We start from the raw sequence: 20,270 nt of genomic DNA on the forward strand, positions 1-20,270 counted from the left end.
AATAATAAATATTAATGGCAACAAGTAATGATATTAAAAAAGGTCTTTGTATAGAATTCAGCAATGACATTTATAAAGTAATCGAATTTTTACACGTAAAACCAGGAAAAGGTCCTGCTTTCGTAAGAACTAAACTTAAATCTGTAACCAATGGAAAAGTAATTGATAATACTTTTTCTGCAGGTCATAAAATTGATGAGGTAAAAGTAATTACTCGTAAATTTCAATATTTATATGATGATGAGAATGGTTTCCATTTCATGAATAACGAAGATTTCTCTCAAATGTATTTGAACAAAGAAATGATTGAAAACGCTCAATTCATGAAAGCTGGTGAAGAAGTAACCATCATTATGAAAGAAGCAGATGAAACTCCACTTTCAGCCGAAATTCCACCAACTGTTTATCTAGAAGTAATAGAAGCTGATCCAGGTGTAAAAGGAAACACAGCAACGAATGCACTTAAAAACGCAATCGTAGAAACTGGCGCTAGAGTTTTGGTTCCACTTTTCATAGAAGCTGGCGACAAAATTAAAGTAAACACAGAAGACGGTTCTTACCTAGAAAGAGTAAAATAATTTGAGAAGTGGGAAACGAGTTGCGGGTTTTTCTCGTATCTCGTATCTCGTATCTCGTATCTCTATAAAATATGACTTTCAAATCTCCACAAACCCTTAAAACCATTGCCGAACTCATCGGTGCGAAATATGTAGGCGACGAAAATTTTCAAATTTTTGGAACCAATGAAATTCATCGCGTAAAAAAAGGAGAAATAGTCTTTGTCAACCATCCTAAATATTATGACAAAGCACTTCATTCCGAAGCTACCATTATTTTGATAGATAAAGAAGTTGCTTGTCCAGAAGGAAAAGCACTTTTGGTCTCTGATGATCCTTTCAGAGACTTTAATAAAATCAATGATCATTTTACCGGCATTCAAACCTTTGAAACCACAGGGAATAATCTTTCCGTTGGAGAAAATTGTAAAATTCACCCTTCTGTAATCATCGGAAATGATGTCACGATTGGGGATAACTGTATGATTTTCCCGAATGTAGTTATTGGTGACAGAACGGTTATTGGCAATAATTGTATCATTCAGGCAGGAACCGTTTTAGGAGGTGATGCGTTCTATTACAACAAAAATGCGGAAGGTTACAGAAAAATGCTTTCCGTAGGAAATGTGATTTTAGAAGATGATGTAGAAATCGGAGTAAACTGCTGTATAGACCGCGGTGTTACAGATTCTACCATCATCAAAAAAGGCTCAAAACTCGATAATTTAATCCAAATAGGTCATGATACTGTACTTGGCGAAAGAACTTTAGTAGCTTCTGGAGCTATGATTGCTGGCTGTTGTATCATAGAAGATGATGTACAAGTTTGGGGACAAGTGGGTATGGCTTCTGGCAAAAGAGTAGGAAAAGGTGCAGTGCTTTTAGGTAAAACTGGAGTGAACAGAGACTTAGAAGGAGGCAAAACTTATTTCGGTAGCTTAGCCGAAGAATTTAGAGAATATCTAAAAAAAGAAGTCAAATTAAAAAATTTATAGGTCTTTACTTTGTGTGAAATCATAAAAATAGTATTTTTACAAAAATTAAAAAATAAATCATGTCAGTATTAGTAAATAAAGATTCAAAGGTAATCGTACAAGGATTTACAGGAAACGAAGGAACTTTCCACGCAACTCAAATGATTGAATACGGAACCAACGTAGTAGGTGGTGTAACTCCAGGAAAAGGAGGAACTGAACATCTTGGTAAGCCAGTTTTCAACACCGTTGCAGACGCAGTTGCTAAAGCAGGAGCTAATGTTTCTATTATTTTTGTACCACCTGCATTTGCTGCAGATGCTGTAATGGAAGCTGCAGAAGCTGGAATTAAAGTAATCGTTTGTATTACAGAAGGAATTCCGGTAGCTGATATGGTAAAAGTAAAAGAATATATTAAAGACAAAGGTGCTAGATTAATCGGTCCTAACTGCCCTGGAATTATTACTTCAGACGAAGCTAAAATTGGTATTATGCCAGGTTTCGTTTTCAAAAAAGGTAGAGTAGGTATTGTTTCTAAATCAGGTACTTTAACTTATGAAGCTGCAGACCAAGTGGTAAGAGCTGGTTTCGGTGTTTCTACAGCAATTGGTATTGGTGGTGACCCAATCATTGGAACAACTACTAAAGAAGCTTTAGAATTATTCATCAACGACCCAGAAACTGATGCAGTAGTGATGATTGGTGAAATTGGTGGTTCTCTAGAAGCTGAAGCAGCAAGATGGTACAGAGATTCTGGTTCTAAAAAACCAGTAGTAGGTTTCATCGCTGGTCAAACTGCTCCTAAAGGTAGAACAATGGGACACGCTGGTGCAATTGTAGGTGGTGCAGAAGATACAGCTCAAGCAAAAATGCAAATCATGGAAGAATGCGGAATCAACGTAGTAGCTTCTCCTGCTGATATCGGTAAAACTATTGCTAAAGTATTAGGATAAATTATTATCTTTGATATTACAAATATTTTAAACTTCATAATAATTTTTATTATGAAGTTTTTATTTAAATAAAACACAATGAAAACAAATGTTAACACTTGGCTTCAGAAATTATTCATCATTTCAGCAGGCTTTATTTTTACCCCCATTTTTTCGCAGGTAGATTTTTCTTCAACTAGATTTGGTCTCATTGCAGGACCTACCTATTCAAGAGTCCAAAATGCACATAATCCTTCTTCTGCTAGAATTTCGTTTTATGGAGGAGCATTGGCAATCATTCCCATTGGAGGAGATGACATGTTTTATTTGCAGCCACAAGTAGAATATTTAAGCGCTGGTGAAAAAGGGGATGGAGAAACCGTTTACGCTAATAATTATCTGAGTGTTCCTGTTTATTTTAAAGCTTATTTTTCTGAAGCAGAATCAGAATTTTTTGGCCAATTAGGACCTAGATTCGGTTTTTTACTTAGTCAAAAAGTGGAAAATCCTTCCAGAAGTATCTATAATGTAGAAGAATTTGGTAAAGCAGCAGCTTTTGATTTAGCCATTTCTGCAGGTTTAGGATTTAGCTACAAAAGAAAATTAGAAATTGTAGGAAGATTTGATTTTGGAGTAAGCAATAATTTACCAGATTTAATGGGGAAAGAACCACAAGATGGCGCTACCAATTCTACGAAAAGACAACACGTTTTAAGCGCAGGAATTACCTATATTTTTGATTAAAACTAAAAATTTAAAATATTAAATAAACCTCAAGAAACATTTCTTGAGGTTTTTTGTTTTTATCTTAAAAGTACAAAAGTCAAAGCTAAAATCGCTGGTAATGCTTGTACAAAAAAGATTTTTCTAGAAGCAGAAAGCGCACCATAAATTCCCGCCACAATGACGCATCCCAAAAAGAACAGTTGAATATTCTTTTGCCATTCTGGATTTTCTATAAAAAAGCTCCAAATTAAACCTGCTGCCAAAAAACCATTATACAAACCTTGATTGGCGGCTAATTTTTTGGTAGGTTTAAAGAGTTCATTTGGCAAAGAACCTTTAAAAGTTTTCTTGCCCAAAGTTTCCCAAGCAAACATCTCCATATATAAAATGTAAAGATGTTCTAGGGCTACTAATGTGACTAAAATGGTTGAGAGGATTTGCATATATTATTTTATATTTTATATTATTGCCAGTCAATTTCTAAAAGTAAATTCATTATTTTAGGACTGTCACAGCATTTTTTATTTAGATTTTTTTGTATGTATGAATAACAATACTCAAAATCAGATTCTAAATCTCTAAATAACTCTTCTATTGAAGAGTATTTTTTAGTTATTTCTGTATGAAGAATTATATAATATAAGAATTTACCAATGTACCATTCTAGATGAATCCATAAATTAGTATATTCATTGATATAGTCACCAGAGTGAACAATTTGATTTCTATGAAGATAAATTCTTTGAAGTTGAAACTCAATTGATTCTTTTGATGAATTAATTCTATTATAAACAGATTCAAGTTTGCCTTCTAAAATGGGTCTCATAGTTTGCATATATTCATATGCTAATAAATTAGAAATACTATTAAATTGTTTAAATTTTTCTAGAAAATCATTTTTTAGCCATTCAATCCAAATTAACATATCTTCTCCACGATTATTTTTTGGTAATGATGTTATGCCAATAGAGTTAAAGCATCCTCTGTTCACAGTATTAACGACAGCAATTCTTTTAATAAGATATTGTATATCTCTTGTATATGCTCCAAAACTAAAAGTTTTACTAAAAATATCTCTAACATTTTCAATATCAGATTTATGAGTTCGATAAGGTAAAATACTTTCAATTGATGTCCATAAAAGTGATAAAGAATTTTCTATTGATTTAGATCCAAGTGCTAAATTATAGTAATAAAGAGCTTTTTTTAGTTGTTCATTTTTAATAAAATCAATTGATGATTCATCATTAAATGCAATAGATTTATTATCAACAAGAGATAGAAAAACTGTACTTTTTCTTGAAGTAACACTAATTGGGTCACCACTAATAACAATATTTTTAAAAAATTTATGCTTAGAGCCTGTTTTTCTCCAATAGCTATTTTTAAAGAAATTCGTAAATATATTTAAAGATTTTCTGTCTTTATTAACTACAATGTCTTTTAATAATTCATCATATTGATTCCTAACAAATGAAACTGGATCGATATTAGAAGTTTCATAATAAATTACTTCGTCTCTATGTCCAAAAGATTTAGGATGTTCAAATTCATGATTGAAATCTGTTGCCTTTCTTATATCTCCAAATCCTTTCTTATATATTACATTTTTAATGTCTTCATTGTCAGTTTGATTGTTACCAATAAATACAATGATTTCATACAAGTCGTCAGAGTTGTTAAAGAAATCTAAAAACTTGTCAAGATTTATATATACTTTAGACTGAATCCAATTTCTTAAAACTTCATTTAGTGTACTTATACTATAACCTTGATAAAGTAAATAAGGAATTATTATATCAACTAAATTTGAAATTTTATCTGTCAATCTTTCTACCTTAATATTTTCCTTAAAGTCAATGTTTTTTAATTCTAATATAATATTCTTTAGATAATTTTTTTCTAATTGTAAAGAAAATTTCTTTAAGTGATGTAGTAAATTATCTATTTTGTCTAAACTGTCATTTTTGAAATTCTCGTCTTCATTAAATTCGATGATATATTTTTTTAAATCAGAAAAATATTTTTCAATAATGATGTCATTTACAATATTTTGTTTTATATAATTTGATTTAGCCTCTTTAAATATTACAATCAAAGTCTTTAGAGTTCTAATCCTTTTCTTACTTAATTCAGCAAGTCTAATTAATTCTTTTAACTGAGTAAATCCATTAATTGTTCGGTGCTTTTTTGAGATAGTTTCATCATAATCACACCTTTGAATAATTCTTTCAATAAGAAACCTTTCTAATTTTGTTGATTTGTAATACCAAGAAGAATTTTTTGGAACCCACATTTTTCTATTTAGTTATGGTTAATTTAGTTTTTTATATTTTAAAATTTTATAACTACAAAAAATCAATTTAAGCGTTATTAATTTATTACTAATATAACAAAAAAATCGTCACATCACTGCAACGATTTTATAATTTATAACTCATCACTCATCACTCATCACTGAGTTTAACTTGTTCTAATCCATTTCCAAAGTTCTTTAAAAGTGGCTTTGTTGCCGTACATTAGAATTCCTACTCTATAAATTTTGGCAGCCAAATACACCATTCCTAGCGTAGAAATCACCAATAAGAAAATAGAAAGTGCAATTTGCCAAACAGGAACGCCAAAAGGAATTCTCGCAATCATCGCCACTGGTGAAGTAAGCGGAATTATAGATAACCAAAAAGCCATCGGTCCTTCTGGATTATTGATTAAACCAAAACTTCCATACATTCCCAGCATCAATGGTAAAATACCAATCATCGTAAATTGTTGGGTTTCTGTTTCATTGTCTACGGCAGAACCAATCGCTGCATACATAGAACTGTAAAAAATGTAGCCCAACAAAAAGAAAACGATGAACACAAAAATGATAATTCCGAAATTCATGTCTAACAGAGAATGAGAAATTTCTGCGAAAACGCTTTGAATATCTAATTTATCCAACGGAATCTCTTCTTGCTGAGGAAGATTTCCAGAAATTTTAGAAAAACCTTGGTTAAAGAAAATAGCTCCTAAAATGGTCATGGTAATCCAAATCGCAAATTGAGTTAAAGCGACCAATGTTACGCCTAGAATTTTGCCCATCATGAGCTCAAAAGGTTTTACAGAAGAGATGATGATTTCTACCACTCTGTTGTTTTTTTCCTCTAAAACACTGCGCATTACACGAACTCCGTAGATGATGATGAACATAAAAGTCACGTACATTAATCCCATACTCAAACCAGATTTTACCCCAAAAGCAAGTGTGCTATCTTGTTTGTTATTGTCCACCACATTTTTGGTATTGATTTCGAAATTTTTATCAATATTTTCTATTTGAGCTTCTGTAAGTCCCAGATTTTTGATTTTTTCTTTTTTAATCACTTCAGACATCGAAAAAGCGATGTTTTGCTTCACATCAAAACCGATATTTTTATTGACCAAAAGTTGTGTTTGTTTTTGTAAATTTTCAAAATTTTGGTCTTGCAATTTGGGAATAATAAGCAGTCCATCTACATTGTCAACCATTTCTGGAAGCGTAGTGGTCAATGCTTGTTCTGTAGATTCTGGCAAATAAATAAACTTCACATCTTTTGGCGTTTTCATATTTTGTTGAAACACACCACTTTTATCGATGACATTAAAAGTATATTCGGTTTCATTCGCCTTGAGCATAAAAGCAATTAAAGCACCAAAACCTATCAATAGAATTGGGGCTAAAAGCGTGAGAATGATAAAAGATTTCTTTTTAACCTGTGTTAAAAATTCTCTTTTGGTTATGATGAAGATATTTTTCATTTTTGTTACTGTAGGATGAAATTATTGTCCGTTCATAGAAGTTACCGCAGTGATAAAAACTTCATTCATGCTCGGAATTTTTTCGTCAAAACTTCTGATTTTTCCTGCTTTCATTAGATCATTGAGCAGAAGATTTTGGTCTTCATTGTAGTTTAAGTCAAATGAAATTAAACCATGTTGGTCATGAGTATTGACAAGTTTATACTGATTTTTCAGCATTTCTAAATTTTCAGAATTTACATCAGACAAAACTACGTTGAATAGATTTTGCTTGAATTTTTCTCTTACTTCAAAGACTTTTCCGTCTAGAATTTTTCTGGATTTATTGATGAGAGCCACACTATCGCAAAGTTCTTCTACACTTTCCATCCGGTGAGTAGAGAGAATGATGGTGGTTCCTTGTTCTTTCAATTGAAGAATTTGGTCTTTTACTAAATTTGCATTCACTGGGTCAAATCCAGAAAATGGTTCATCGAGAATTAATAGTTTTGGTTGATGTAAAACCGTCACCACAAACTGAATTTTCTGCGCCATTCCTTTAGAAAGTTCAGAGAGTTTTTTGTTCCACCATTGGTCAATTTCTAAACGGTCAAACCAATATTTTGCTTGAGATAGTGCATCTTGCTTTTTCATTCCTTTGAGCGCTCCGAAATAGAGAATTTGGTCGCCAACTGTCATGTTTTTGTACAATCCTCTTTCTTCCGGCATATAACCGATGTCTTTGATATGATGAGGATTTAGTTTTTCCCCATTAATGAAAACTTCGCCAGAATCTGCTTGTGTAATTTGGTTGATAATTCTGATGAAAGTGGTTTTTCCAGCTCCATTTGGACCGAGAAGTCCATAAACAGTAGCTTTTGGAACGTGTATGCTGAAATCTTGCAAGGCAATTTTTTTTCCAGCACTATATGTTTTGGTAACGTGATTTGCTTGTAGCATTATAGTTTAAATTCTAAAGAATTAGTTGCGAAATTACGGAATTGTTACGAGATAAAAGAAGTTTTAAGAGCAATACTAATAATACAATTATTTGTTTCATATGCTCTGTCGTTCCTACGGAACTTTATTTGTTTTGGTATTAATTTTACTACAAACGTTTCGTTCCTACGGAACTCACTTTTTAAATTTTAAAAAAATTAAATTACTTTAATGAAAAATATTTAAAATTTAAATCTTCCATCATCCTACATCCTACATCCTACATCCTACATCCAACTTATTTATAAATCTCCACTTCTATTTCTCCATCTTCTGTAATGGCACCTCTGTACATACCAGAAGTGTTAAATGGCATAGCGATATTTCCGTTTTTGTCTAGCGCAATTAAACCACCATCACCACCCATTTTTTCGATTTCGTCTATGGTTTCTTGTGCTGCTGTTTTCACATCTTTATTCAAATATTGAATTTTTGCTGCGATGGTTCTTGCTGCAGTAGAACGAATGAAAAATTCTCCCCAACCTGTTGCAGAAATTCCTACATTTTCATCAGCATAAGTTCCCGCACCAATAATCGGTGCATCGCCAATTCTTCCATATTTTTTGTTGGTCATTCCTCCAGTAGAAGTTCCTGCTGTCAGATTCCCAAATTGGTCAAGAGCAACGCAACCTACGGTTCCAAATTTCTGGTCAATGATGAAATAATCAGGTTTTGAATTTTCTGCCTTTGGATTTTTTAATTTTTCTAATTCTTTTGCTTTTTGAAGGGATTTCCAACGGTTTTCTGTCCAGAAATATTTAGGATTTACGATTTCTAAACCTTGTAATTTAGCAAATTGTTCCGCACCGTTACCAGAAAGCATCACGTGTTCTGATTTTTCCATTACCGCAATCGCTGCTTTTATAGGATTTTTGATGATGTGAACTCCTGCGATGGAACCTGCTTTTTTATCTTTTCCATTCATAATAGCGGCGTCGAGTTCATTCTTTCCATCATGCGTGAAAACCGCTCCTTTTCCAGCGTTAAACAATGGAGAATCTTCCATTACTACGATGGCTGCTTCTACCGCTTCCACGGAAGTTTTACCGTTTTTAATTTCTGCATAAGCTTTTTGAAGCGCTTCGGTGAGTTTTTCTAAATATTCTTCTTCTAACTCGGGAGACATTTTTTCTCTGATGATGGTTCCTGCACCACCGTGAATAACGACTACGTATTTTTTTTGAGCCATTAGAAATAAAGAAAAGAACAACCCGAAGAGTAACGCTAATTTTTTCATGTTGAGAGATAATTTCGTGTGGCTCAAATTTAGAAAAAATTAAGCACTATTTGTGATTAATCAGCATTTTTAAATAGACTGTATTGAAATAATTCTCGGTCTACTTTTTTCTTCCAAGCTTCTTGTTTTGGATTTTTTTGGAAGAGAATTTTTTGCCCAATTTTAATGTAATAATCCTGATTATCTGCGTCAAATTGGTTGGAAGCTTTTTCTTTCATTACATTCCAATGCTGGATTTTCTTTCGGTAAATAGAAATATTAGTTATGTTTTTTTGTCGGAGACTTTCTACGGATTTTCTCATTTTTCGAGCATACAATTCGGTGAGGTCAAAATGAATTTGCTCATGTTGTAAAACATAATCGTTTTTGAGAAGCATCCAAGATTCATTAGGGTCAAAATACGTTTTAATAGAAAAGTCAGGAACCGAATTTTTATTTCTTTGAAATGATGAATATTCTATTCTAATGGCACTTATTGCGCCTAAAAATTGCTGTCGATTTACTTTTATCGTGTCTTTATTGTCAGCTTTAAAATCTTGAATTTTCAATTTTTTATTTTCTTGCCAAAGAATAAAATCATCTTTCACAAAAGAAAAACTCATGAGCGAAATAAAGCCAATGAAAAAGAATATATTTTTGAGGATTTGGTTTTTCATACTGTTTATTAAACAATTTTTTTGCCAAAATAGTATGAAAAAAATCCAACTGAATTATCAGTTGGATTTTTGTATTTATCCCTAAATTTTTAAGAGAACATGTCTCTTACTTTGTCAAAAAATGATTTTTCTTTTCCAGAAGGTTCTGCTTGCATTTGACCGGTTTTCATTTGCGTTTCGAAAAACTCTTTTTGTTCTGGAGTAAGTTTTTGCGGTGTCCAAACGTTTACATGAACAAACATATCGCCTTTTCCGTAAGAATCAATGCTTGGTAAACCTTTTCCTGCCAATCTTAGAATTTTGCCAGATTGTGTTCCTGCATCAATTTTAATTTTAACTTTTCCACCTACGGTATTAATTTCTTTAGAAGTTCCCAAAGCAGCTTCGGCAAAAGAAATATAAAGTTCTTGGTGTAGATTATCGCCTTCACGTTTTATAGTAGCATCTTGTTCTTCTTCGATGACCACTAATAAATCTCCAGGAATTCCACCAAAAGGAGCGTCATTACCTTTTCCACGAACGTTTAATTGAATTCCGTCTCTTGCTCCTGCTGGAATTTTGATAGAAACTTCTTCTTCTGATTTGATGAGTCCTTCAGAATTAGCTCCTGCAGGAATTTTATCTGCAATTTTACCTAAACCGTTACATGTTCCACAAGTGGTTTGCGTTTGCATTTGACCGAACATGGTGTTCATTATTTTAATCTGAACTCCGCTTCCGTTACAAGTGGTACACGTTTTAGAAGTAGCACCTTCCGCTACTTTCATTCTTTTTACTTTTATGGTTTTAGTGGTGCCATTCACCATTTCGTCGAGATTTAATCTAATTCTAACTCTCAAGTTAGAACCTTTGATTTGATGGCTTCTTCCGCCACCACCAAAACCGCCGCCACCGAAATGTCCGCCGAAAATATCTCCAAATTGTGAGAAAATATCTTCCATGTTCATTCCGCCACCGCCGAAACCGCCACCATAACCACCACCTGCAGCTCCGCCAACTCCAGCATGACCGAATTGGTCATAACGAGCTTTTTTATCGGCATCGCTTAATACTTCGTAAGCTTCTGCAGCTTCTTTAAATTTTTCTTCTGCAGATTTATCTCCCGGATTTTTGTCTGGGTGATATTTGATGGCCAATTTACGGTAAGCCTTTTTGATTTCGTCTGCGCTGGCTGATTTTGATACGCCTAATATTTCGTAATAATCTCTTTTTGGCATTTTATATTTTTTTTATGTATACTTGAATTCGGTTAGCTTGATTATCTATATTTAAACCAAAATCAAGTACTTTGTAAGTTTCAGTTTCAGACTTATTATTAATTTTTTTCCCAATTTCTATACTATTAAGAAATTCTAAAGTAATATCTAAATCATTCTCTTCTTCTTTAAAATCACTATGATATAATGTTATCTCTGTATCAACTGAAATAAATTCAATTTGAAATCTCTTTTGTTGTGAAAATATTTTCATGTTAGTTTCCTGTAACTACTTTTGCAAATCTAATTACTCTATCGTGTAACTGATAACCCGTTTCTACTACATCTACAATTTTTCCTTTTAATTCCTCAGATGGAGCAGGAATAGAGGTAATTGCTTCATGGAAATCTACGTTAAACTCATCACCAGCATTTACTTCTACCGTTTTTAGACCTTTGTCTGATAATGTGTTTTTGAATTTTTGATAAATCAATTCTACGCCTTTTAAGTCTGATTCATTGCCGCTTTTTGCAATTTCTTTGATGGCTCTTTCGAAATCATCTAATACAGAAAGCATAGCAATCATCATTTCGGTATTTGCATATTGTGCAAACTCCATTTTTTCTTTTAAGGTTCTTCTTTTATAATTTTCAAACTCTGCATACAAACGAATGTAACGGTCTTTTTCTTCTGCCAAAAGTTCTTCTGCAGTAGGTTGTTCTGTCACACTTTCTGTAGTGTTTTGTTCGTTTTGTAGATTTTCTTGACCTTCTTTATTTAAATTTTCTTCGTGTAGTTCTTTGTTTTCGCTCATTTCATTAGAATTTTCTACTGCAATATTTCAAAGATTTTGCCAAAGAGCAGTTTAGGAAAAATTGGCAGAATTTTGTAAAAGCAGAAATCTTTACTGCTGTAACTTCAATCGATAAGAAAGTCCAAAAGAAAAGAAATATTTAGCGGAAATTTCCGAAAGTCCAATTCCCGAAGATGTGTCGAATATAAAATTGTCATTGATTAAATAAGTGAAACCACCATTTAATCTTGTATCTGCGGTTTGATTTGGAGAAACAAAACCATAAATTTCTACGAAATAATTCAGTTTAGGCGAAATGCTTTTTCCGAGAGCTAAAGTATAGAGATAGGTTTCGTGTAAATCTTCGTTCCAAAACATTCCCAAATTGTAACCCAAAGAAGTTTTGGGATTGAGATTATTTTGAAAAGTAAAACGAAATGCTGGAGTTATGGTTTTTCTTTGAAGAACTTCACTTTTTCTGACTTCTGCTTTGCCAATAAAAGAAACTTTTGGGAAAATTCCTTTTTCTTCTAAAAGACTGGTTTTGAAACCTAAACTTACGGGTTGTAGCTCATAAACACTAGATGATGGAGTAGTAGAAAGCGAGAATTCTGTAATCACTCTTAGTTCAACTTTGTCATTGAATCCATATTTCCAAAGAATAGTGGGGAGATGAAAATGATTGTTTTCTCGGTTTGTTTTTTCAAACATAAATCCCATTTCTGTTTGTAGATAATTTTGGGGAACTACATATACAGATTCTGTTTGGTCTGGACGATCCAATTGTATGGTTTCTTGAGCTTGCAGGAAATTGGCGAAAAGAACCGTTGTTATTACTTTTTTCATCATTACGAAGTAAAAGTTTGATACAGTAAGTAAAGATTTAGAACAACGATGATGATGGAAATAATCCAAGCAAGAGTTTTCAAAGCTGGTCTATTCACAAATTCTCCCATTTTTAGCTTATCATTTGTAAACATGACTAAAGGAATTACCGCAAAACTGAGTTGCATCGATAAAATCACTTGACTTAAAACCAATAAATCGGTAGTACCTTTTTCACCATAAATAATAGCGATAATAAACGCTGGAACGATTGCTAAAAGTCTGGTGATTAATCTTCTGAGCCAAGGTTTTAATTTAAGATTTAGGAATCCTTCCATCACGATTTGTCCCGCTAATGTTCCTGTGAGTGTAGAGTTTTGTCCTGAAGCTAATAACGCTACTGCAAATAAAATACTGGCTAAACTGGTTCCCAAAATTGGCGAAAGTAATTTGTAGGCATCATGAATATCTGCTACATCTTTGTAACCAGAATAATGGAAAGTGGCCGCCGAAACAATTAAAATGGCTGCATTGATAAAAAAGGCGAAAAGCAACGAAACAGTACTGTCAATGGTTGCGAATTTTATCGCCATTTTTTTTCCTTCAGAAGTTCTAGGATAAGCTCTGGTTTGTACTAAACTGCTGTGTAAATATAAATTATGAGGCATAACTGTCGCGCCTAAAATTCCAATTGCGATGTACAACATGGATGGATTAAAAATAATTTCTTTCTTCGGAAGTAGGTTGCTTAAAATAGGCATAATTTCTGGTTGACTTACCAAGATTTCGTATAAGAAACAAGCGAAAATGACGAAAATAAGTCCTGCTACAAAACTTTCGAGCCATCTAAAACCTTTGGATTGAAGCATCAAAATAAGCAAAACATCAATTCCTGTAATTAAAATCCCAACAGGAAGCGGAATTCCAAAAAGTAAATTCAAAGCAATTGCTGAACCGATAACTTCTGCTAAATCACAAGCAATAATGGCAATTTCGCATAAAACCCATAAAATAAAATTCACCGTCGGCGAAAAATGGTCTCTGCAAGCTTGTGCTAAGTCTCTTTCTGCTGCAATTCCTAGTTTTAAAGATAAATGTTGAAGGATAATTGCAAAAATATTGGATAAAAGAATGACGGATAATAAAGTATAACCAAATTGTGAACCTCCTGCAATATCGGTTGCCCAATTTCCTGGGTCCATATAACCTACAGCTACCATCAAACCAGGACCTGCAAATGCAAAAAGTTTCTTCCAGAAACTGCCATCAGTAGGAATGTGAATAGAAGCAAAAGATTCTGATAAGGAGTTTTGGTCATTATTTCTTCTCCAAGGTTTTTTCATAAATGTTAGATTAGTCTAACAAAATTAGTTAAATATTTCTCATTCTGAAAATAAATATAAAAAAAACGCTTAGAAAATTTTCTAAGCGACTATTATTGAGGGAATTATTTTATAAATTATTTGGTGAATCTTAATGCTATTTTTCTGTCGATGGCTTTTTCTTCATCAGTTGCAGTAGCAGGTAAAGTAGCAAATTTACTTCCGTAACCTTCTGCATTTACAATTTGTTTTTCTAAGCCAGCTTTAGTCAATTCATTTTTTATAAAGTCTGCTCTTGCTTGAGAAAGTGCTAAATTTTCAGTTTCTGTTCCAGATTTATCAGTGTAAGCACCGATTTTAATTTTTACTTCGGGATACGCTTTTAAAATTTTAATAAGATTAGCAATTTGTTCTGTTCCAGATGTTAATTGGTCTGATTTCCCAGAAGCAAAAGTTACTTGGTCAAATTCATACCAAGTAGATTTTAACGCATCGTCATCTTTAGCATTTTTATAATTTTCTGCTTTTAAAAATGTAATCATTCTATCTTCTAAACCATCAGAAACCACTTGTAGAGAATTTCCTTTGAACTCAATTTTTTTCTGAGCATCAGATAAAGAATCAGCTGGAATAAGTTCTGGAATTATGGTTACGTTTTCTGTTGCTGTTTTGGTTTTAAGAACTTCTTTTTGAGCTAATTGGTTCCATAAAAACCAAGCAACGATGCCAAAAATGAGTAAGGGAAGAAGCCATCTCCAGAAGGAACTTTTTTCTGAGTTTTCTTGATTTAAGATTTTAACTTCTTCTTTAGTTTTATGAGTAATTAGAGCAGAAGTTTCAACCGGGATTTCTGTATTTTTTTCTAGTAAATTTTCTAAACCTAATTGTTCTAAAGACATTCCTGCAGGTAATAAAGCGGGAATTAAGCATCTGTTTTCGGCTAATTTTGAAAGAATTCCTTGGTCATCTAACCCGTTTTCATGTGCACATTTTTTTATTCCTTGGAGTGTAGCAGCAGTTGCAATTTTTAAAAGATTTTCAGCTGAAGATTTATTGATGTTAGCATACTCAGAGACATGAGAAAGAATATATTTACCTTGTTCTCCTAAAATTTTTGAAATAATATTCTCTATTTCTGGACTATTTTCTGCTTTTTCGAGTAAATTTTCAGAGAAATCGAGAGATGAAGTTTCAAGAAGTGCGTTGATGACATCATCTTGTTTAGAATTTTGGGCAAAAACTCCTAAAACCGCTGGAAAAAGACTTCCTAAAGCTTTTGAAACATTTGATTCGCTTTCTCCTAACTGAATAGCGGCTTCGGAAATTAATTCGGGGTTTAATGGGTGTTTTATAAGGTCAATGAGTGACATGGTGTTGGTATAAAAAATTAACGAAGTTAAAGTTAAAAATTTTTTCCTTTACTTCGTTAATTCTTAAAAAATATGATGAGAAATTAATCTTCTCTTTGAAATCTTAATATGCCTTTGCAAAAAGAACTCTTTTGGTAGAAGGTTTTCCTGTAATCAAAGAAATTCCTTGCTCTTCTTCTGCATCTAGAGGAATACATCTAATGGTAGCTTTGGTTTCTTCTTTTATTTGCTCTTCTTCTTCAGCAGTTCCGTCCCAATGTGCAGCAATGAAACCTCCTTTTTCTTCTAACACTTTTTTGAATTCTTCGTAAGAATCTACTTTGGTAATATGTTCGTTTCTATACGTTTCAGCTTTTTTGTAGATATCATTTTGAACGGTAACCAATAGCTCTTCAATGTAATCTTCGATATTTTCTAACGAACGAACTTCTTTGGTTAAGTTGTCTCTTCTTGCGATTTCTACTGTTTTATTTTCTAAATCTCTAGCACCCATTGCAATTCTTAATGGAACTCCTTTCAATTCGTATTCTGCAAATTTCCAGCCTGGTTTGTATTCTGTTCTGTCGTCATATTTTACAGAAATTCCTTTTGCTTTTAATTTGTCAAAAATGTCATTAGCTACCACAGAAATTTCAGCCAATTGATCTTCTCCTTTGAAAATAGGAACTATTACCACTTGAATTGGAGCCAATTTAGGAGGGAGTACCAAACCAAAATCATCTGAATGTGTCATGATTAATGCACCCATCAATCTGGTAGAAACGCCCCAAGAAGTAGCCCAAGCAAATTCTTGTTTTCCTTCTCTATTGGTGAATTTCACATCAAAAGCTTTAGCAAAATTCTGTCCTAAGAAGTGAGAAGTTCCAGCTTGAAGTGCTTTTCCGTCTTGCATCATCGCTTCAATACAATAGGTTTCATCTGCACCTGCAAATCTTTCAGTAGGTGTTTTAAAACCTTTGATTACAGGAATCGCCATGAAATTTTCTACCACATCAGCATAAACTTCTAGCATTTTTTCAGTCTCTTCGATGGCTTCATCTCTAGTTGCGTGTGCAGTGTGACCTTCTTGCCAAAGAAACTCAGAAGTTCTTAAGAAAAGTCTGGTTCTCATTTCCCAACGAACAACATTTGCCCATTGATTGATGAGAATTGGTAAATCTCTATATGATTGAATCCAAGATTTATAAGTGTTCCAAATAATCGCTTCAGAAGTTGGACGAACAATCAGTTCTTCTTCTAATTTTGCTTCTGGGTCTACGATTAATTTATGAGGATTATTAGGGTCTGTTTTTAGTCTGTAGTGGGTTACTACAGCACATTCTTTGGCAAATCCTTCTGCATTTTTTTCTTCAGCTTCGAATAAGCTTTTCGGGACAAAGAGTGGGAAGTAAGCGTTTTGGTGACCAGTTTCTTTGAATTTTTTGTCTAGTTCTGCTTGAATTTTTTCCCAAATTGCATAACCGTAGGGTTTAATCACCATGCTTCCTCTTACACCTGAGTTTTCAGCAAGGTCTGCTTTTACTACAAGTTCGTTATACCATTTGCTATAATCTTCACTCCTTGTTGTTAATTTTGCCATTTTTTATTAAAATTTAACTTTTTAATTTTGAGAATATCTAATGTTATATTGTATTTTTGATGAAAAATATAAATACCGAGTATATTGGTATAATTTTGGTATTAATATTTTGCAAAGATAAATAAACTTAATTACATCTATCATGAAAAATTCTACTTATAAAAACTTATCAGAAATTCTTAGAACAAAAGGTGTTCTAGGGGTTGCAGCTGGTTTGCTTTTGGTTTCATGTGGCTCTCAAATGGGAGGTTACACAGAAACTGATGGGGTGTATTATGACCCTAATAAAGATGTGATACCAGAAGGTATTGTAATGCCAGAACCTAATCAAGTGGATGAAGTATATGCTTATGAGTCTGATTCTGCTAGTATTATAGAGCAAAATCAACAAAATCAAGCGGCTCAAAAAAACAAATATCAAACTTGGAACGGAACAGAATCTGACTGGGGAACTTACGCAGGAACAGAACAAAACATCTATTATAATAATTATAATACTTGGGGTTGGAATCCTTACGGATATTATTCGCCTTATTACGGTTGGGGAAATGGCTGGAATATAGGAATTGGTTTCGGTTGGAATAACTGGGGTTGGAACAATTGGGGCTGGAATCCTTATTGGGATCCTTACTTTGGTTATGGAGGTTACGGTTATTATAATCCTTGGTATGGATATTATTCTCCTTATTATGGAGGTTACTATGGATATAATCCTTACTATTATGGAGGTTATTATTATCCAAGAAATAATTATAAAAGAAGTGGAGCTGATGCCATTACCAGAGGAAATGGTTTCCAAAATTCTAATAACAGAAGTTTTAACAATAGAATGAATACCAATAATTCTAATAACTCTGGATTTAGAACTACACCACCTAGAAATACTAATCCAAATATGACTCAACCACCGCAAAATTCTAATCCTTCAAGATTTAGAAGTGCTCCAAGACAAGAGCCAAGACAATACGAAGCTCCAAGACAAGAGCCTAGAAGAAATGACTGGGGAGGAAGTTCTAATTCTGGCGGCGGTTTCAGATCAGGTGGTTCATCTAATTCTAGCGGAAGCTCAAGTTCTGGCGGAGGTTTCAGATCAGGAGGTTTTAGATAAGAAATAATAAACTATAATTTTTTGAAAAAATGTTTAAAAAATCTTTAACAATATTAAGTATTGCATCTGCATTTTATCTTCAAGCGCAAGATGTAACGATTATCAGAAATTCTGTAGATGTTTATTCAGCCAATCCATTAACAGGCTCTGCTAAATTTAATGCAATGGCAGGTTCTATGGGTGCTTTAGGAGGAGATCTTTCTGCAATCAATACCAATCCTGCAAGTGTAGGAGTTTTCATCACAGGAAATATCAGTGGAACTTTAGCGGTTAATAATTCTAAAACCACATCTTCTTTTTCTAATGCTGCAAACTCATATAAATTAAACAATGCAGATATAGGTCAATTAGGTGGAGTAGCCGTTTTTGAAACCAGTGGAAACACACCGTGGAAATTTGTAAATTTTGGAGTGAATTACACTAATCAAAATTTAGAAGAATACATAGAAACACCAGCGAATTCTAGCTATAAATTTCAAGATAGCAATTTGGTTGATACCAATGGAAATCCTGTTACAGGAACTTTTACTTCTCTAGGTCATGCTTATGACAGAACCGGAAATCTTACCAACATGAACATCGCTTTTGGTGGAAATTATGATAATAAATTCTATGTGGGAGGTTCCCTTAATTTCAAAGGAGCTACGATTGAGCAATACGATTCTTCTAGGCTTTCACTAGATGTAGATAATAATAACAGCTACGTTTTAAATAAACAAGGAACGCCTTATACTGAAGATTCTAATGGATTCTCGGTTTCTGCCGGTATTATTGGAAAAATTAATAATAATATACGATTAGGAGCGTCTATTGAATCACCAACTTGGTGGACTCAATACAGAACCTACAGCGAAGTAAACGAAGATAATTTAGGGTATTACTTTGATTATTATGATGAAGACAGAAAATTCACTTCTCCTATGAAAGCGACTTTGAGTGGAGCTTTTGTAATGAATAAGAATTTCGCACTAAACGTAGACTATTCACTAGGTTTAACAAAACCAAAATATAAAGTTCAAGGTCCTGCAGAAACTCAACTGAATGATTTCTTCCAATCTGAGTACAAAAACTTATCAGAACTTAGAGTAGGAGGTGAATACCGTTATAACAACTTCAGATTAAGAGGTGGTTACGGAATTTCTAATTCACCATTTGAGAAGAGAGCAAATTTTGATGATTTGTATGTAGGAAAAAGAGAAACTTTAGGGGTAGGATTCGGATTTGATTTTAAATCATTCTATATTGATGCAGCTTACAATAAAATTACCACCAATTCTACCAATGTTTACGGAGATGGTAATTATTACAGTTTAGCGAATAACGGAGATGTAGAATTCTTCACGAATAATCCTAATACATTTACTTCTAAATTAGAAGATGTTAAGAACAATGTAACGCTTACATTGGGCTGGAAATTCTAAAAAACTTTCCTTTTAAAACATAAAAAAAACTCCCGAAATTTCGGGAGTTTTTGTTTTATTTGAAGTCTATTTTTTAATGATGAGCGTGAAACAAATGATTTACTAAAGCTAGTCCAACTCCAGCAATCACTAAAAAAAGTTTTTGCCAATCCATTTTGTGATTTTTATTGCTTTCGAAAATAATTACTGATGAGATATGTAAGAAAATTCCGCCAACTAATGCCAAGAAATAAGGTTGCCATTCTGGATTAAAATAATCGCCAAAAACCATTCCTAATGGTGATGCCAATGCAAATAAGGCAATAATAAACCAAGAAAAAATATTGTTTTTTTCTCTCAATAAAAATGTTCCGAGAATAAATGAAATTGGTAAATTATGGAACACAATTCCCAATAAATAAGGAGAAGTTACATCTGTAATATTGGCTAAAGGAATTCCTTCTAAAAACGCATGAACAAACATTCCTGCCATCAAAGCAATAGGCAGAATATTTTTTTCTTCGTGGTGATGATGAAAATGCCCATGTTCAAAACCTTTGGTAAGGCTTTCTAAAATCATTTGCAATAAAACGCCACCAATAATCCAAATTCCAATATTGTGGTCATCTGCTTCATAGACTTCTGGAAAAACTTCGCTTACACAAACCGTAATCAAAAAACCAGCACTTAGAATCAGTAAATTTTTAGCAAAAGATTGGCTCTTTCCGAAATATTTCCCCAGAAAAACACCAATGATAACGCTTAAGATCAATAGAATAATAATCATGTTCTTTGCTTTTTGGCTTTCAGCAAAACGCTTTCAGCTTTTATAAATT

General features: G+C 33.0%; 20 protein-coding genes. 6 read left to right on the forward strand and 14 right to left on the reverse strand.

Going from position 1 to position 20,270, the window contains the following annotated elements; translation table 11 throughout:
• The first annotated feature begins 14 nt into the window (after positions 1 to 14).
• The 4 genes from efp (at position 15) to ACT53I_RS02400 (ending at position 3,207) form a co-directional block, all read left to right on the forward strand.
• Positions 15 to 578, forward strand: coding sequence for an elongation factor P (efp, locus tag ACT53I_RS02385; protein ID WP_069798084.1), 564 nt, complete (start codon positions 15 to 17; stop codon positions 576 to 578).
• Between the two features lie 71 nt (positions 579 to 649).
• Positions 650 to 1,552, forward strand: coding sequence for a UDP-3-O-(3-hydroxymyristoyl)glucosamine N-acyltransferase (locus ACT53I_RS02390; RefSeq protein ID WP_476078266.1), 903 nt, complete (start codon positions 650 to 652; stop codon positions 1,550 to 1,552).
• A gap of 59 nt (positions 1,553 to 1,611) precedes the next feature.
• Entirely contained in the window at positions 1,612 to 2,484 is an 873-nt protein-coding gene (gene sucD / locus ACT53I_RS02395) for a succinate--CoA ligase subunit alpha (protein ID WP_069798080.1), read from the forward strand.
• A 78-nt stretch (positions 2,485 to 2,562) separates the two neighbouring features.
• The gene (locus tag ACT53I_RS02400) at positions 2,563 to 3,207 is read left to right on the forward strand and encodes an outer membrane beta-barrel protein (protein WP_476078267.1); all 645 of its coding nucleotides are present in this window, start codon (positions 2,563 to 2,565) and stop codon (positions 3,205 to 3,207) included.
• A 59-nt stretch (positions 3,208 to 3,266) separates the two neighbouring features.
• Here the strand turns inward: ACT53I_RS02400 and ACT53I_RS02405 are convergent, their stop codons facing one another.
• From ACT53I_RS02405 to proS, 13 genes are all read right to left on the reverse strand, one after another.
• Entirely contained in the window at positions 3,267 to 3,632 is a 366-nt protein-coding gene (locus ACT53I_RS02405; protein ID WP_476078268.1) for a DUF1304 domain-containing protein, read from the reverse strand.
• A 20-nt stretch (positions 3,633 to 3,652) separates the two neighbouring features.
• Positions 3,653 to 5,485 (reverse strand): hypothetical protein, encoded by a 1,833-nt coding sequence (locus ACT53I_RS02410; RefSeq protein ID WP_476078269.1) that lies wholly within the window; start codon positions 5,483 to 5,485, stop codon positions 3,653 to 3,655.
• Positions 5,486 to 5,652: 167 nt separating this feature from the next.
• Positions 5,653 to 6,969, reverse strand: coding sequence for an ABC transporter permease (locus tag ACT53I_RS02415; RefSeq protein ID WP_476078270.1), 1,317 nt, complete (start codon positions 6,967 to 6,969; stop codon positions 5,653 to 5,655).
• 21 nt (positions 6,970 to 6,990) lie between these two features.
• Positions 6,991 to 7,908 (reverse strand): ABC transporter ATP-binding protein, encoded by a 918-nt coding sequence (locus ACT53I_RS02420; protein ID WP_476078271.1) that lies wholly within the window; start codon positions 7,906 to 7,908, stop codon positions 6,991 to 6,993.
• 277 nt (positions 7,909 to 8,185) lie between these two features.
• Entirely contained in the window at positions 8,186 to 9,184 is a 999-nt protein-coding gene (locus tag ACT53I_RS02425) for an isoaspartyl peptidase/L-asparaginase family protein (protein ID WP_476078272.1), read from the reverse strand.
• 56 nt (positions 9,185 to 9,240) lie between these two features.
• A complete protein-coding gene (locus tag ACT53I_RS02430) occupies positions 9,241 to 9,840 on the reverse strand; it encodes a hypothetical protein (RefSeq protein ID WP_476078273.1) in 600 nt (199 codons plus the stop codon).
• A gap of 89 nt (positions 9,841 to 9,929) precedes the next feature.
• The gene (dnaJ, locus tag ACT53I_RS02435; RefSeq protein WP_476078274.1) at positions 9,930 to 11,057 is read right to left on the reverse strand and encodes a molecular chaperone DnaJ; all 1,128 of its coding nucleotides are present in this window, start codon (positions 11,055 to 11,057) and stop codon (positions 9,930 to 9,932) included.
• A 1-nt stretch (position 11,058) separates the two neighbouring features.
• Positions 11,059 to 11,310 carry a hypothetical protein gene (locus tag ACT53I_RS02440; RefSeq protein WP_476078275.1) on the reverse strand — a complete coding sequence of 84 codons (252 nt, stop codon included), beginning with the start codon at positions 11,308 to 11,310 and terminating at the stop codon, positions 11,059 to 11,061.
• A gap of 1 nt (position 11,311) precedes the next feature.
• A complete protein-coding gene (locus tag ACT53I_RS02445) occupies positions 11,312 to 11,851 on the reverse strand; it encodes a nucleotide exchange factor GrpE (protein ID WP_104792404.1) in 540 nt (179 codons plus the stop codon).
• Between the two features lie 90 nt (positions 11,852 to 11,941).
• The gene (locus ACT53I_RS02450; RefSeq protein WP_476078276.1) at positions 11,942 to 12,679 is read right to left on the reverse strand and encodes a transporter; all 738 of its coding nucleotides are present in this window, start codon (positions 12,677 to 12,679) and stop codon (positions 11,942 to 11,944) included.
• Complete coding sequence (locus ACT53I_RS02455; RefSeq protein WP_476078277.1) at positions 12,679 to 13,998, reverse strand: Nramp family divalent metal transporter; 1,320 nt, start codon at positions 13,996 to 13,998, stop codon at positions 12,679 to 12,681. The genes ACT53I_RS02450 and ACT53I_RS02455 overlap by 1 nt, the downstream gene beginning before the upstream one ends.
• A 116-nt stretch (positions 13,999 to 14,114) precedes the next feature.
• Positions 14,115 to 15,347, reverse strand: coding sequence for a DUF937 domain-containing protein (locus tag ACT53I_RS02460; protein ID WP_476078278.1), 1,233 nt, complete (start codon positions 15,345 to 15,347; stop codon positions 14,115 to 14,117).
• 103 nt (positions 15,348 to 15,450) lie between these two features.
• Complete coding sequence (gene proS / locus ACT53I_RS02465; protein ID WP_371463184.1) at positions 15,451 to 16,926, reverse strand: proline--tRNA ligase; 1,476 nt, start codon at positions 16,924 to 16,926, stop codon at positions 15,451 to 15,453.
• Between the two features lie 142 nt (positions 16,927 to 17,068).
• Between proS and ACT53I_RS02470 the strand changes: the two genes are divergently transcribed.
• Both ACT53I_RS02470 and ACT53I_RS02475 read left to right on the forward strand, forming a co-directional pair.
• Positions 17,069 to 18,034 (forward strand): hypothetical protein, encoded by a 966-nt coding sequence (locus tag ACT53I_RS02470; protein WP_476078279.1) that lies wholly within the window; start codon positions 17,069 to 17,071, stop codon positions 18,032 to 18,034.
• 29 nt (positions 18,035 to 18,063) lie between these two features.
• Entirely contained in the window at positions 18,064 to 19,455 is a 1,392-nt protein-coding gene (locus ACT53I_RS02475; RefSeq protein ID WP_476078280.1) for an OmpP1/FadL family transporter, read from the forward strand.
• Between the two features lie 73 nt (positions 19,456 to 19,528).
• Here ACT53I_RS02475 and ACT53I_RS02480 read toward each other — a convergent pair whose 3' ends face one another.
• Positions 19,529 to 20,221 (reverse strand): ZIP family metal transporter, encoded by a 693-nt coding sequence (locus tag ACT53I_RS02480; protein ID WP_104792412.1) that lies wholly within the window; start codon positions 20,219 to 20,221, stop codon positions 19,529 to 19,531.
• Positions 20,222 to 20,270: the final 49 nt, after the last annotated feature.

It is taken from the genome of Cloacibacterium sp. DMC96, assembly GCF_056313765.1.

Coding starts and splice junctions, on each gene's coding strand:
- ACT53I_RS02475 (WP_476078280.1), top strand. CDS start 18,064: ATGTTTAAAAAATCTTTAACAATATTAAGTATTGCATCTGCATTTTAT.
- ACT53I_RS02400 (WP_476078267.1), top strand. CDS start 2,563: ATGAAAACAAATGTTAACACTTGGCTTCAGAAATTATTCATCATTTCA.
- sucD (WP_069798080.1), top strand. CDS start 1,612: ATGTCAGTATTAGTAAATAAAGATTCAAAGGTAATCGTACAAGGATTT.
- ACT53I_RS02450 (WP_476078276.1), bottom strand. CDS start 12,679: ATGATGAAAAAAGTAATAACAACGGTTCTTTTCGCCAATTTCCTGCAA.
- ACT53I_RS02455 (WP_476078277.1), bottom strand. CDS start 13,998: ATGAAAAAACCTTGGAGAAGAAATAATGACCAAAACTCCTTATCAGAA.
- ACT53I_RS02470 (WP_476078279.1), top strand. CDS start 17,069: ATGAAAAATTCTACTTATAAAAACTTATCAGAAATTCTTAGAACAAAA.
- ACT53I_RS02430 (WP_476078273.1), bottom strand. CDS start 9,840: ATGAAAAACCAAATCCTCAAAAATATATTCTTTTTCATTGGCTTTATT.
- dnaJ (WP_476078274.1), bottom strand. CDS start 11,057: ATGCCAAAAAGAGATTATTACGAAATATTAGGCGTATCAAAATCAGCC.
- ACT53I_RS02405 (WP_476078268.1), bottom strand. CDS start 3,632: ATGCAAATCCTCTCAACCATTTTAGTCACATTAGTAGCCCTAGAACAT.
- ACT53I_RS02440 (WP_476078275.1), bottom strand. CDS start 11,310: ATGAAAATATTTTCACAACAAAAGAGATTTCAAATTGAATTTATTTCA.
- ACT53I_RS02445 (WP_104792404.1), bottom strand. CDS start 11,851: ATGAGCGAAAACAAAGAACTACACGAAGAAAATTTAAATAAAGAAGGT.
- ACT53I_RS02425 (WP_476078272.1), bottom strand. CDS start 9,184: ATGAAAAAATTAGCGTTACTCTTCGGGTTGTTCTTTTCTTTATTTCTA.
- ACT53I_RS02480 (WP_104792412.1), bottom strand. CDS start 20,221: ATGATTATTATTCTATTGATCTTAAGCGTTATCATTGGTGTTTTTCTG.
- ACT53I_RS02390 (WP_476078266.1), top strand. CDS start 650: ATGACTTTCAAATCTCCACAAACCCTTAAAACCATTGCCGAACTCATC.
- proS (WP_371463184.1), bottom strand. CDS start 16,926: ATGGCAAAATTAACAACAAGGAGTGAAGATTATAGCAAATGGTATAAC.
- ACT53I_RS02460 (WP_476078278.1), bottom strand. CDS start 15,347: ATGTCACTCATTGACCTTATAAAACACCCATTAAACCCCGAATTAATT.
- ACT53I_RS02415 (WP_476078270.1), bottom strand. CDS start 6,969: ATGAAAAATATCTTCATCATAACCAAAAGAGAATTTTTAACACAGGTT.
- ACT53I_RS02420 (WP_476078271.1), bottom strand. CDS start 7,908: ATGCTACAAGCAAATCACGTTACCAAAACATATAGTGCTGGAAAAAAA.
- ACT53I_RS02410 (WP_476078269.1), bottom strand. CDS start 5,485: ATGTGGGTTCCAAAAAATTCTTCTTGGTATTACAAATCAACAAAATTA.
- efp (WP_069798084.1), top strand. CDS start 15: ATGGCAACAAGTAATGATATTAAAAAAGGTCTTTGTATAGAATTCAGC.